Raw genomic sequence first — 12,359 nt, 5'->3', positions numbered from 1 at the left:
GACGAGAAACGTAGGAATTAAGCGATAAAGTGAACTTTTGTTGGGAAAAACGCCGCAATTAAGCCGATTTTGGTATTGCGGTTAGCTTTACAGTTGCTTTAATCGGACGTAAACTACTTTCATAATAACTTAAAAAAATACCAATTTACCAATCGCTTAATTTCCGCAAGGAAAACGGGGGAACCGGGTTGTTGTTTCGGGGTGAATCCAAGGGCTTAGTTACGCAAGTCCGAGGTAGGGCGACTCTAGCGTCCGAATCCGTCAGCTAACCTCGTAAGCGTGTTTAGAGAGGTAACCTTTGTCGTGTCTTATTGTCAACTTCCATTATTGACAATTAACTAAAGACCACGGGGAAGACGTCCTCTTCTCTGGCGGCCTTTTTTTGTTGTCTTCAAGCACTTTGGCATCATGGGAGGGCGCTGCTCGTACAATCGTATCATGGGAGGTGATTTGCCGCTCACACGATATCGATGGTCAGACAGAACGCATTAACCATTAAACCTTAGTCACGTCATTTTGATCATGCGTAACACTCGACGGCGGGGCTTTGAAGGAGGACCGAAGAAGTGGGAACTTTTCCAAGCGCGGAAACCCATGTAAAGCGATCATCCAGCATGACCTTCGCATTGCGATGGAAGCATGAAAACTTGCGTCTAACTATGACATTATCCTTACTGTCATGCGCGATTACTTTCATGTTTTTGGTGTTGTTGTACGGTACGGCTACCAAGAGCGTATCCGTAGTAGTGAATGGACAGGAACAACAGGTGAAAACTCGAGCATTTGTCCTGCAACGCCTACTGGATGAACAAGCCATTACGATCGGAGCGCACGATCGCGTATCCGCCGACCTCGGCGCAAAGCTGACGGACGGCATGAAGATCACGATCGACCATGCGAAACCGATCCGATTGACTGCTGACGGAGAGACGAAAACTGTATTCACCACAGGCAAGACGGTACAAAGTGCATTACAGGAATTGAATATTGCGCTCGGCGAGCTGGATAAAGTCGTTCCGCCGCTGGAAACCGGCATCAGCGAGGATGCGTCGGTGCAGGTCATTCGCGTGAAGAAAGAGATTGCGGAAGTGAACGAAGCGATCGCTTTCGAAACGGAGAAGAAGAATGATTCTACGATCCTCAAGGGTAAAGAGAAGGTTGTGCAGGAAGGCAAGGAAGGCGTACTGACCAAGACGATGGAGAAGGTATATGAGGATGGCGTCCTTGTTGCCGAGAATGTCGTCAACCTGGAAGTCGCCCAGGAGAAAGTGAACAAGGTCGTGGCGGTTGGCACGAAGGCGCCGGTAACGGTGCTGTCGGCGAGCTCGCCGGATGTCGATGCCGTCTCGAAGAGCGGCAAGACGTTTAATTACAAGCAAGTGTTGAACAACGTGTCGCTGACCGCTTACTCGGCGGGCGTCGCCTCGACCGGGAAAGACACCGACAGTCCGGGCTACGGCAAGACATACACGGGTACTACAGTAACGGAAGGCCGTACGATCGCTGTTGATCCGAAGGTCATTCCGCTCGGCTGGTGGGTATACATCGACGGCATCGGTTTCCGCCGGGCCGAAGATATCGGCAGTGCTGTGAAGGGCAATAAAATTGATGTTTATTTCGAGAACGAAAGCTACGCGAATCGCTTCGGCACCAAGTACGGATACACGGTGTACGTCATCGGTCCGAAGAAGCCATCTGAGGATTGAGCATAATCGGCTCTGGGCATACTACAAAGTATCCGGAGTTGCACATACAGAAGCTGGAGAAGAAGAGGATATCCTCTTCTTTTTCTCTGCATAGGGAAGTACGAACGGTATGATGGCCGAGAGTAAGAACGGGAGAGCTGCGTGTGATTCAGGAAATTATTGTCGTTGAGGGCAAGGATGATACTGCCGCCATCAAGCGAGCTGTCAAAGCGGATACAATCGAGACCGGCGGGTCCGCCATCGGAAAGGACGTGCTGCGCCGGATTGCGCTGGCCAAGGAGCGCCGGGGCGTCATCGTGTTTACGGATCCGGATCATGCCGGAGAACGCATCCGCAAGATCATATCGGCCAAAGTGCCGGGCTGCAAGCATGCGTTTCTGCCGCAGGAGCTTGCGGAGCACAAGGGGGACATCGGTGTCGAGAACGCTTCCCCGGAGGCGATAAGACGTGCGCTGGACACGGTTCGTACCGAATATGCCGACATCGGCGAGGCGGAAGTGACGTGGACCGATCTGATGGATGCCGGGCTGCTGGTGCATCCCGACGCCGCGGCGCGCAGGCTTGCCGTGGGCAACACGCTGGGGATCGGCTACTGCAACGGCAAGCAGTTCCACCGCCGCTGTGCGGCTTTCCGCATTACGCGAGAGGAGTTCGCTTCAGCCGTCGCGCTGCTGAGTCCTCCGTGAAGCTTTCGTCAATGTTTCAGACGTTAGTGCAAGGTGGAATGTTGCAGGCGGATCAGGTACAATTTTCGAAACATCATCTACAGCTGTCAAAGGACGGAACCTATCGATGAACCCAAACTCCCTACATGAAGATATTGCTTCGCCCAAACGAACGAACGACGTCCTGAAACGGCACGGCATCAAATTAAAGAAGAGTCTAGGGCAAAATTTCCTGATCGATCAAAATGTGCTGAACCGGATTGTCGGCGCTGCGGAGCTGGACGAATCCAAAGGGGCGATCGAGATCGGACCCGGCATCGGCGCCTTGACGCAGCAGCTTGCTAAGCAAGCGGGACGCGTCGTGGCCATTGAGATCGATCAGCGCCTGCTGCCGATTCTGGAAGAAACGCTCGAGCCGTACCCGAACGCCGCCGTCGTTCATGGCGATGTGCTGCAGGTCGATATGAAGCAGCTGTTCGCGGAAAGGTTTGCAGGGGTGTCGGGGGTCAGCGTCGTCGCGAACCTCCCCTACTACATCACCACTCCGATCATCATGAAGCTGCTGGAGGACAGGCTGCCGCTTGAGAACATCGTCGTCATGATTCAGAAGGAAGTGGCGGAACGCATGGCGGCGAAGCCGGGGGGCAAAGATTACGGCTCCCTCAGCATTGCGGTGCAGTACTATTGCGAGCCGGAGCTGGTCACGATCGTCCCGCACACCGTGTTCATTCCGCAGCCGAATGTCGATTCCGCCGTCATCCGCTTGAAGGTTCGCAAGGAGCCTCCCGTCCAAACGGTGGACGAGGCGTTCTTCTTCGACGTCGTGCAGGCATCGTTCGTGCAGCGGCGGAAGACGATTTACAACAATTTGGCGGCCAGGTATTTCAGCAAAGAAAACAAGGCTGAGCTCGAAACCGTACTGCACAGCTGCGGCATTGAGCCGTCCCGGCGCGGGGAGACGCTCTCCATGGCCGAGTACGCGCTGCTTAGCGACGCGCTTCATGCGCATCTGCGGCTTGCTGCGAGAACCGATGGGTGATTGAACCCGCCGGTTCTTTTTCTTTACGGCGCGGATGGGCACCAATCACGATCGCCCGCCATACAATAGCGGAGGAGGCGATTTGCGATGAAGCAAGGAGATCTGGTGACGAGAAAATCATACGGCGGAGACATCATCTTCCGGATCCACCAGCTGGAAGCGAGGCGAGCCGTGCTGCGCGGCGTCGATTATCGGCTGCTCGCCGACTCCCCGCTGTCGGATTTGGCCGTCGTCGAACCTACCGAGCCGTTTCGTTACCCACATACCGCCGCGCCGTTAGTGCAGGGCGCTCTACAGCGCTGGGAGCTGGTGCGGGCCAGCATTCAGCAGCGGAATCCATCTTCTTCGGGCACTTCGGGAGCGGGCAAAAAGCCGAATTCGTACTTTGAAGTGCCGGGGAAGGTGCTCCATCTGGACGGCGATGCTTCGTACCTGCGCAAAAGCATGACGTTATACGGCGAGCTGAGGGTGCCGGCGGAAGGGTTCTTTGTCCCGGAATCGGAAATGGCGAATGCGCTTTACCGCCTGCTTCCGCAGATTCGGCCGGACATTGTCGTCATTACCGGGCACGACGGTATCTTAAAGAACCGCAAAAATGATATGCATAGTCTTAGCAGCTATAAAAATTCGCTGAATTTCGTTCATGCAGTAACGGCTGCGCGGCAGTATGACCGCAACCGGGATAACCTTACGATCGTGGCCGGAGCCTGCCAATCGCATTTCGAGGCGCTGCTGCAGGCCGGGGCGAATTTTGCCTCTTCGCCGGGCCGTGTGCTGATCCATGCGTTGGATCCGCTTTGCATTGCGGCGAAGGTTGCGTACACCTCGATTAAGGACACCGTGTCGATGACGGACATCGTGTCGATGACGGTCAGCGGGCTTGACGGTCTAGGTGGTGTGGAAACCCGCGGGACGTTTCGCGTCGGTCTGCCCGGCATTATGCACGCGGCTGCGACTGGGGAAGGTGCGGTGTAATCCTGCCGGTCAACAAATATTGCAGTACTTGGGGCGGCTCCTTTGCGGGGGCCGCTCTTTTTGCTGTCGCCGGGCCGGCGGGGGGCGGCGTGGCGAATGCTGTCCGGAAGTCTGGCTTTTTCCGTGCGCGCCTCTGCATAAAGTTTGACAATTAACAAAGGATAAGTACGGGGTAACAAAAATTAGTGAATTTGACCGTTGACAATGTAATTGTTAGGGTGATATAATTTTTGGCCCAATTTGACATAACTCGTCGAACGAGCTATAATCGAAATGGAAAGAGGTGGTAGACGCAATGGCGAAAAATGCGCTGCTCGAGATCAAGCGCAGCCTCGAGCCCCATGTCGGGCAGAAGATTATGTTGAGAGCGAACGGCGGACGTCGCAAGACGGTTGAGAGATCCGGCGTTTTGGAGGAAACGTACCCTTCCGTGTTCATTGTCAAGCTGGATCAGGAACAGCATGCATTTAAGCGGGTGTCATACAGCTATGCGGATATTTTAACGGAATCCGTAGAAGTAACGGTCTGTAACAACGACGGAGAAGTTCGCATCACCTACATCCAGCATTAACATAGAGACCATTGCGACCTCGGGCCTAAAGGCTGCGGGGTTTTTTTGTGTGCTGCGGCATGCTATCGGAATTTGCATTTGCATGAGCGGCATCCCGGATGGACACACTAGGGTTACATTTTGGCATAGAGGAGGGGAGTTCCCATGAGTCGCAGAAGAGGCGTCATGTCGGAAGAGTTCAAATATGAGCTGGCGAAGGACCTTGGCTTCTATGAAACGGTGATGCGTGAAGGCTGGGAAGGCATACGGACGAAGGATGCAGGCAACATGGTCAAGCGGGCGATCCAGATTGCCGAAGAGAAGCTTGCCAAAGATTACCAGACAAGCCGTGCGCCGCAAGATTATGCACAGCCGGCCTACGGGTACCCGCAGCAGCAAGCGGGCTTACAGCAGCAGCCGCCGTCCATGCAGCAGCGTAATACCTACGGTGCGCCGGCGGTTAATCCGCAAGCAGGATATGCGGGAGGGTATGCGCAGCAGCAGCAGGGGTACCAAGCCGTTCCTCAGCGCCCCGCCTACCAGGTTCCGAGCCCGCAACCGCCGCAAGCTCCAGGATATGCTTACTCGCGCGGACAAGGCTTTATCCCGACCTATCCGTTCCAGGCTGCGGCGGCGATGCCCGATTCCTACTACAATCAGCAGCAGCTTCTGAATTAAGCTAAAGCCCGCGGGCTTTAGCTTTTCTTGTGCGCTTTTGCTATAATAGTCTAACGGCATAAGCGTTGAAGGTGGGTGTACCGCAGTTGAAGATTTATGAGAAAGCCCCGGCTAAGATTAATTTATCCCTCGATGTGCTTCGGAAGCGGGACGACGGATATCACGAGGTCGAGATGATCATGACGATGGTGGATCTCGCGGATCGTCTCGAGCTGCAAGAGCTTCCCCGGGACACGATCATTATCTCCAGCCAGGCCGGTTACATACCGCTTGACGAGAAAAATTTGGCTTTCCAGGCAGCGAAGCTGATCAAAGATCGGTATGACGTCAAGAAGGGCGTTTATATTCATTTAGATAAGAAAATCCCGGTGGCGGCCGGGCTGGCGGGAGGCAGCAGCGACGCGGCGGCGGCGCTTCGCGGACTGAACCGGCTGTGGGGACTCGGCATTTCCACGGAGGAGCTTAAGGTGCTTGGAGCCGAGCTGGGGTCGGATGTTCCATTCTGTGTCACAGGCGGGACGGCCGTCGCGCGCGGTAGAGGCGAGAAGCTGGAGGTGATCCCTTCCCCGCCGCAGTGCTGGGTTGTGCTGGCCAAGCCTCCCATTAACGTCTCTACGTCGGAGGTATACGGGAAGTTGAATGCGGCGGCGATCCCGAAGCATCCTTCCATTCCGGCGATGGTCGAGGCGATTGTGCGGAAGGATTTTGACGCGATGTGCGCCAATTTGGGCAACGTCCTCGAGGACGTGACCTTGTCACTGTATCCGGAAGTGCAGCACGTGAAGGAATGCATGCAGCGGCTGGGCGCCGACGGCGTGCTGATGTCGGGCAGCGGTCCGACGGTATTCGGACTCATTTCCAAAGAAGCGAAGGTGTCCCGTGTCTATAACGGCCTGCGCGGCTTCTGCAAGGAAGTGTACGCGGTTCGCATGCTGATGTAGAGGTTAAATTCATGGTGTAGTTTGGGCGGGGGAGCTCCGGTCGGCTGAGAAGCTGAACGGGGCTTTTTGCTTTAAATAATCAGGGCTTATATCGCTTGGCTTCATAGGGCGGCTTATGTTTCGCCGGGAAAGGCACGCGTATAAGCGGGGCAAAGGCTGTTTCCGCTTGCTGCCGGGGAAGTGACAAGTCATATTGTTTCTGGGATCATGTGCATCTGTTGGCATAATGGGAATATCCCATGGAGCGGACGGCAGTGCAGGCTGGGGGCATTTTGGGAAAAATGACGCGAGCGGTTACATAATGGTGCATTCTATGGTGTTCGCTCTTTTCGCTGCAATTCCGATGTATACGTTACGGCTCCCCGATTCTTTGATCGAACTTTCACACAAGTTCGACGAAGTGTGCATGGATCTTTATCATTTTGAACGAAATTACGTATATATAGAGGCTTTCAATCCGGAGAAGGGCCCATCGGAACAGCAGGTTCAACGCGGCATCGACTCGGGGTGCATCTGAGAATGTGCAGTCTAACAGCAATACTTCACCTAAAAATGGATCTAATTCCAAATCTCCTTTATTTGGCGAGATGTTGGCTGGGGGTTTAAGGTTCGGATGTTATTTACAGCAAGGCTGCAGGAGCGGCATTAGCGGGAGTTTCCTGTGACTTAATCCTATGTAAACTAGATGTAAAGTGTATGTCAATATAATTTGCATCGACTTGCTTGAATAAAAGCGTATAAAAATGGTATATTTTCTGTATAATATTCGGATTATGCGGGGTGAACCTCATGAAAAAGTTAAAACGCAGCGCCAGGCTGGTAGAAATGACGCAATATTTGTTATTTCGCCCCCATGTCCTCATCCCGCTGACTACGTTCGCAGACCAATACAACTCTGCCAAGTCTTCGATCAGCGAGGATTTGGCTATTATTAAGGAAGTTTTTGAAGATGAGGGGCTCGGCGAGCTCCAAACGCTGGCGGGTGCTGCGGGAGGGGTCCGCTTTACCCCGAAAATGACCAAGGCGGCATCGCTGCGCCTTGTCGAAGGGTTGTGCGCCCAGCTGCAGCAGACGGAGCGCGTTCTGCCGGGCGGCTTCCTCTATATGACGGATCTGCTAGGCCAGCCGTCGATTATTCAGGATCTCGGCAAGACGTTCGCGACGGCGTTCGCCGACGAGGATGTCGATGTGGTTATGACCGTAGAGACGAAGGGCATTCCGCTCGCTTACGCGACGGCATCGTTCATGAATTTGCCGGTCGTGCTCGTACGCCGCGATGCCAAGGTAACGGAAGGCTCGGCAGTCAGCATCAACTATGTATCCGGCTCCAATAAGCGAATCCAGACGATGTCGCTCGCAAAGCGTGCGCTAAAGGAAGAGTCGAGGGTGCTGATTATTGACGACTTCATGAGGGTCGGCGGCACCGTGCGCGGCATGATCGATCTGCTGCAGGAATTTAACGCGACGGTGAAAGGGATCGGCGTGTTCGTGGAATCGACGGAAGCGGAGGAGCGTCTTGTCGACAATTATGTGTCGCTGGCGCGGATGACGGCCGTTGACCCGAAGACGAAGCAGGTCGGGGTATTCCCCGGTAATTATTTTGACGAGAAAGAGGGATAACACGATGAGTTTGGAAATCATTGCAACAACAGGTGCGCCGGCGGCGATCGGCCCTTATTCGCAAGCGATCAAGGCGGGAAATCTGGTGTTCACGTCGGGTCAAATCCCGCTGGATGCAAGCGGTCAGCTCGTCGAGGGCGGCATCAAGGAGCAGGCGCATCAAGTATTCCGGAATTTGCAGGCGGTGTTGGCCGAAGCGGGCTCCTCCTTGCAGCAAGTCGTCAAGGCAACCGTGTTCCTGAAGGACATGGGGCAGTTCGCCGAGCTGAATGAAATATACGCTTCGTACTTTGGCGACCATAAACCCGCTCGTTCGACGGTAGAGGTCGCGCGATTGCCGCGGGATGTTCTTGTCGAAATCGAATTGGTGGCCACGGTATAAGTCGAACGGTGTCGTATACAGGCGGCATTTTTAAAAAAACGCTAAATATTCAAATAACGCAGAAGGAATTTGCACTAAAATGTGGAATTGTTACATCCAAGCAAACGTTACGACAAAAGGTGGTGAACTCAAGTGCAAATTACCGATGTTAGACTCCGCCGGGTGAACTCGGAAGGTCGAATGAAGGCTATCGCCTCCATCACTATCGACAACGAGTTCGTCGTACATGACATTCGTGTCATTGACGGCAACAATGGCATGTTCGTTGCGATGCCGAGCAAGCGGACCCCAGACGGGGAATTCCGCGACATCGCACACCCGATTTCCTCCACAACTCGGGAGAAGATTCAGGCAGCTGTTCTGGCCGAGTACGATCGGGCCGCAGCTGAGGAGGAAGTTATTGAAGAAGGAGCTTAAGTGGGCATTTGACTCACTTGCACTAGAGAGCCTGCGGGCTCTCTTTTCTTTTGGCTGAAGATAAGCTATATTCGATGAAGGAAATCATACGATATAGCATCGTGAAGGATAGGAGTGACGGCTTTGGCGGTTTACGGGGTAGTATTGGCGGCAGGCCAGGGGAAGCGGATGAAATCGAAGCTGTACAAGGTGCTGCACCCGGTGTGCGGCAAGCCGATGGTCGGTCATGTCGTCGACGCGCTGGCGGCGCTCGATCCGGCGCAGACTGTCGTCGTCGTCGGGCATGGTGCGGAGGCGGTACAGGCATATTTTGGCGATAAAGTGGGCTACGCGCTTCAGGCTCAGCAGCTCGGAACGGGGCATGCGGTGCTGCAGGCGAAGGAGCTGCTTGCCGATCTGGAAGGAACGACGGTCGTCGTTTACGGCGATACGCCGCTCATCCGTCCGGAGACGCTGCAGGCGATGGTGGAAGCGCATGAGCGCGGCGGTGCGGCGGTAACGATGCTGACGGCAATATTCGAAGATCCGACCGGCCTCGGACGCATCGTGCGCGGTGAAGACGGACGCGTGGTCCGGATCGTAGAGCAGAAGGATTGCACGCCGGAGGAAGCGGCCATTAAGGAAATCAATGCAGGGACGTACTGCTTCGACAATAAGAAGCTGTTTGCGGCGCTTGCTCAAGTGACGAATAACAACGCACAGAACGAGTATTATTTGACGGATGTCATCGGCATTCTGCGCGACCAGGGCGATATCGTTGAAGCCTATGTGACGAAGGATGCGGATGAGTCGTTCGGCGTGAACGACCGTGTGGCGCTGTCCGAAGCGGAACGGCTGATGCGGGCGCGGATCAACCGCGCGCATATGGTGAACGGCGTAACGATTATCGATCCGGCCGCTACGTACATTGAGGCTGGTGTGACGATCGGTGCCGATACGGTTGTATATCCGGGCTCCGTCCTGCGGGGACGCACGGCGATCGGCGCGGAATGCACGATCGGACCGGGCGCGGACATTACCGACAGTACGGTAGCCGATGGCGTAACGATCAAGCATTCCGTCCTTCAGGAAGCGGTTGTCGGCGCGGAAAGCTCCGTCGGTCCGTTCGCTTACCTGCGTCCGGGCGCCAAGCTCGGCGAGGACGTCAAGATCGGCGACTTCGTCGAGGTGAAGAACGCTACGCTCGGCAAAGGCTCGAAGGTGTCGCACCTCGCATATGTCGGCGATGCGGTAATCGGCAGCAACGTGAACTTCGGCTGCGGCGCCATTACCGTTAACTATGACGGCTTCAATAAGCAGATCACGGAAGTCGAGGACGACGCGTTCATCGGCAGCAATGTGAACCTGATCGCACCGGTGAAGATCGGCAAGGGGGCTTACGTCGTAGCAGGCTCGACCATCACGAACGATGTGCCGGAAGGCGATCTCGCGATCGCGCGCGAGCGCCAAACGAACAAACCGGGATATGCGGATAAGCTGAAGGCGCGGTTCAAGGCGAAGAAAGAAGCAAATTCCAAAAAATAAGAGTGAAGCTTCCCGATTTTGGACAGAGTATAGGTATACTCATCCAAACAAGGGAGGCTTTTTTCAATTATGACGATTTCGCTGAAGGCGGAAGCCCGGGACGGATTGACGAAGGCTGAGGTTAAGTTTTTGCGCCGCGAGGGCAAGATCCCTGCGGTTGTATATGGCAAGAAGGTCGGATCGACGTCGCTGCTGATCGATCAGAAGGATCTGAATCAGCTGCTTCGCTCGAACCGCCACGCGATTGTGGAGCTGGACGTGCCGGGAAGCGGTACGCAGCCGGTCATGTTGAGCGATGTTCAACGGGACAAAGTGACGCGCGAGCTGCTGCATGTCGATTTTCATCAAATCAATATGGATGAGCCGGTGCGGGCGACCGTGCCGCTCGAATTCGTCGGAGAAGCGGCGGGCGTGAAGGAGGGCGGCATGCTGCAGACGATTCTGCATGAGCTGGAGGTGCGCTGCTTGCCGCGAGATCTTCCGGCGACGCTTCAAATCGACGTCAGCGAGCTGCAGCTGGGCGAATCGTTCCTGGTCAGCTCGATTCAGCTGCCTGCCGGCCTTGAGCTTAAGGCCGAGCCGGATCAGCCGGTTGTGACGGTGCTGGCGCCTCAGAAGGCGGGGACGGACGAAGAGATTGTCGACAAGGAGTCGGCTGGCGAACCGGTTGCCGGGGCGCCTACGGAAGCGGATAAGGTCGGCGAGACGGTGTAATCGGTACAGTGGTTGGTCGTGGCATAAGCATGGGCATGGGCTGCTTCTTCGCGGGGCAGCCTGTTTGCGTTGCTGTGCGTTAGGGGCTTGGAGGCTCCGGCCCTACGGCCGGGAAGATTGGCGTTAGTAGCCGGGACGCGAGACGAACGTGAACATTTTGCGATTGTAGTAGGTGTTGTTGACTTTGATGAAAAATTCGGAGTAATATTCTACGTAGCCAATGTCGCGGTGAATGCCCTGGCAGTACACTTGGACAGGAACCTGGTACTCGACGTGATCGTAAAAATGCCGATCTTCATGCAGCAGTTCTCCGTTGCCATACGTCATACAGCGATCACCTGCTCCGGAAAGCGTTTTCTTACTTTATCAAAATATAGCCAATAACTGGCAAATGTCAATAGTCAAAGTGACAGAAGATAAATTTTCAGTAAATTATAGTATACAGATCGGAGGCGGGCGGGAGTGAAGTGTTTCGTCGGACTCGGCAACCCGGGGTCTCAATACGCTAAGACGCGCCATAATATCGGCTTCATGGCTGTGGACCGGTTCGCCGACAAGCACGGCCTGAACAAGTTCCAGAATAAGTGCAAGGGGCTGCTGGCCGAGGGCAATGTCGGCGGGGAGAAGGTTTACCTGCTGAAGCCGCAGACGTATATGAATTTGTCGGGGGAGTCTTTGCGGGCTTGCATGGATTTTTACAAAATTCCGCTGGAAGACGTCGTCATCCTCTACGACGACCTCGATACGGCCTTTGGCTCGATCCGTCTACGCTATCAGGGGAGCGCCGGAGGCCACAACGGCATCAAGTCGATCATTCAGCATACGGGAACGCAGACGTTTAACCGGATCCGCATCGGCATTTCAAGACCGACCGTGCCTGGCTTCGATATCGCGAACTACGTGCTTGCGGCGTTTACGAAGGAGGAGTTCAGCCGGATGGATGCGCTGCTGGACAACGTTGTCGACGCCATGGAGTTCTCGCTGTCGAATCCGTTTGAGAAAACGATGGCGAAGTTTAACGGGTAGGCCGGCTGTGACGGGGAAAGGTCCGTAATGCGCCTCGCCGCGCGGGCGGGTGAGGACGGCCCGAACAGGGCCGTCATGGCGCTGCCGCGCCGCGACGGAGGGCGAAGACGGCCCGGACAGGG

The 12,359-nt window shown here is 55.1% G+C and carries 13 protein-coding genes, 1 pseudogene and 1 riboswitch; of the genes and pseudogenes, 13 read left to right on the top strand and 1 reads right to left on the bottom strand.

The genetic code is table 11. The features are described 5' to 3' along the window. The first annotated feature begins 143 nt into the window (after positions 1–143). Positions 144–296, top strand: a riboswitch (cyclic di-AMP (ydaO/yuaA leader). Between the two features lie 318 nt (positions 297–614). From ACFFK0_RS27470 to ACFFK0_RS27415, 12 genes and pseudogenes are all read left to right on the top strand, one after another. Then, positions 615–1,706 (top strand): resuscitation-promoting factor, encoded by a 1,092-nt coding sequence (locus ACFFK0_RS27470; RefSeq protein ID WP_377474084.1) that lies wholly within the window; start codon positions 615–617, stop codon positions 1,704–1,706. 143 nt (positions 1,707–1,849) lie between these two features. Next, on the top strand, positions 1,850–2,392 hold the full coding sequence (gene rnmV, locus ACFFK0_RS27465) for a ribonuclease M5 (protein ID WP_377474010.1): 543 nt from the start codon (positions 1,850–1,852) through the stop codon (positions 2,390–2,392). A gap of 106 nt (positions 2,393–2,498) precedes the next feature. Next, positions 2,499–3,410 carry a 16S rRNA (adenine(1518)-N(6)/adenine(1519)-N(6))-dimethyltransferase RsmA gene (gene rsmA, locus ACFFK0_RS27460; RefSeq protein ID WP_377474008.1) on the top strand — a complete coding sequence of 304 codons (912 nt, stop codon included), beginning with the start codon at positions 2,499–2,501 and terminating at the stop codon, positions 3,408–3,410. Between the two features lie 87 nt (positions 3,411–3,497). Then, positions 3,498–4,385 carry a sporulation peptidase YabG gene (yabG, locus tag ACFFK0_RS27455; protein WP_377474006.1) on the top strand — a complete coding sequence of 296 codons (888 nt, stop codon included), beginning with the start codon at positions 3,498–3,500 and terminating at the stop codon, positions 4,383–4,385. Between the two features lie 295 nt (positions 4,386–4,680). Continuing rightward, positions 4,681–4,956 (top strand): biofilm formation stimulator Veg, encoded by a 276-nt coding sequence (gene veg, locus ACFFK0_RS27450; protein ID WP_377474004.1) that lies wholly within the window; start codon positions 4,681–4,683, stop codon positions 4,954–4,956. 144 nt (positions 4,957–5,100) lie between these two features. Next, a pseudogene (locus tag ACFFK0_RS27445) lies at positions 5,101–5,277 on the top strand (small, acid-soluble spore protein, alpha/beta type); the annotation flags it as partial. 422 nt (positions 5,278–5,699) lie between these two features. Further along, positions 5,700–6,554, top strand: coding sequence for a 4-(cytidine 5'-diphospho)-2-C-methyl-D-erythritol kinase (gene ispE / locus ACFFK0_RS27440; RefSeq protein ID WP_377474002.1), 855 nt, complete (start codon positions 5,700–5,702; stop codon positions 6,552–6,554). A 789-nt stretch (positions 6,555–7,343) separates the two neighbouring features. Continuing rightward, complete coding sequence (purR, locus tag ACFFK0_RS27435) at positions 7,344–8,174, top strand: pur operon repressor (RefSeq protein ID WP_377474000.1); 831 nt, start codon at positions 7,344–7,346, stop codon at positions 8,172–8,174. Positions 8,175–8,178: 4 nt separating this feature from the next. Next, the gene (locus ACFFK0_RS27430; protein WP_377473998.1) at positions 8,179–8,556 is read left to right on the top strand and encodes a RidA family protein; all 378 of its coding nucleotides are present in this window, start codon (positions 8,179–8,181) and stop codon (positions 8,554–8,556) included. Positions 8,557–8,688: 132 nt separating this feature from the next. Then, positions 8,689–8,973 carry a septation regulator SpoVG gene (gene spoVG / locus ACFFK0_RS27425; protein WP_036655543.1) on the top strand — a complete coding sequence of 95 codons (285 nt, stop codon included), beginning with the start codon at positions 8,689–8,691 and terminating at the stop codon, positions 8,971–8,973. Positions 8,974–9,096: 123 nt separating this feature from the next. Then, on the top strand, positions 9,097–10,497 hold the full coding sequence (gene glmU / locus ACFFK0_RS27420) for a bifunctional UDP-N-acetylglucosamine diphosphorylase/glucosamine-1-phosphate N-acetyltransferase GlmU (protein WP_377473995.1): 1,401 nt from the start codon (positions 9,097–9,099) through the stop codon (positions 10,495–10,497). A gap of 69 nt (positions 10,498–10,566) precedes the next feature. After that, on the top strand, positions 10,567–11,211 hold the full coding sequence (locus ACFFK0_RS27415) for a 50S ribosomal protein L25 (RefSeq protein WP_377473993.1): 645 nt from the start codon (positions 10,567–10,569) through the stop codon (positions 11,209–11,211). 123 nt (positions 11,212–11,334) lie between these two features. Here ACFFK0_RS27415 and ACFFK0_RS27410 read toward each other — a convergent pair whose 3' ends face one another. After that, on the bottom strand, positions 11,335–11,538 hold the full coding sequence (locus tag ACFFK0_RS27410) for a hypothetical protein (RefSeq protein WP_377473991.1): 204 nt from the start codon (positions 11,536–11,538) through the stop codon (positions 11,335–11,337). 135 nt (positions 11,539–11,673) lie between these two features. On the opposite strand from ACFFK0_RS27410, the gene pth reads away from it, so the two are divergent. Beyond that, entirely contained in the window at positions 11,674–12,237 is a 564-nt protein-coding gene (pth, locus tag ACFFK0_RS27405) for an aminoacyl-tRNA hydrolase (RefSeq protein WP_377473989.1), read from the top strand. The last annotated feature ends 122 nt before the right edge of the window (positions 12,238–12,359 follow it).

Origin of the sequence: Paenibacillus chartarius (assembly GCF_042432825.1) — a bacterium.
Lineage (GTDB): Bacteria > Bacillota > Bacilli > Paenibacillales > NBRC-103111 > Gordoniibacillus > Gordoniibacillus chartarius.
Note: the sequence above shows the minus strand (reverse complement) of the source record. Positions and strands in the feature narration are given on the sequence as shown.

Excerpts from the sequence above, each read along its gene's own strand:
- ACFFK0_RS27470 (WP_377474084.1), top strand. The coding sequence starts at position 615 with ATGACCTTCGCATTGCGATGGAAGCATGAAAACTTGCGTCTAACTATG.
- rsmA (WP_377474008.1), top strand. The coding sequence starts at position 2,499 with ATGAACCCAAACTCCCTACATGAAGATATTGCTTCGCCCAAACGAACG.
- yabG (WP_377474006.1), top strand. The coding sequence starts at position 3,498 with ATGAAGCAAGGAGATCTGGTGACGAGAAAATCATACGGCGGAGACATC.
- veg (WP_377474004.1), top strand. The coding sequence starts at position 4,681 with ATGGCGAAAAATGCGCTGCTCGAGATCAAGCGCAGCCTCGAGCCCCAT.
- purR (WP_377474000.1), top strand. The coding sequence starts at position 7,344 with ATGAAAAAGTTAAAACGCAGCGCCAGGCTGGTAGAAATGACGCAATAT.
- ACFFK0_RS27430 (WP_377473998.1), top strand. The coding sequence starts at position 8,179 with ATGAGTTTGGAAATCATTGCAACAACAGGTGCGCCGGCGGCGATCGGC.
- ACFFK0_RS27415 (WP_377473993.1), top strand. The coding sequence starts at position 10,567 with ATGACGATTTCGCTGAAGGCGGAAGCCCGGGACGGATTGACGAAGGCT.
- ACFFK0_RS27410 (WP_377473991.1), bottom strand. The coding sequence starts at position 11,538 with ATGACGTATGGCAACGGAGAACTGCTGCATGAAGATCGGCATTTTTAC.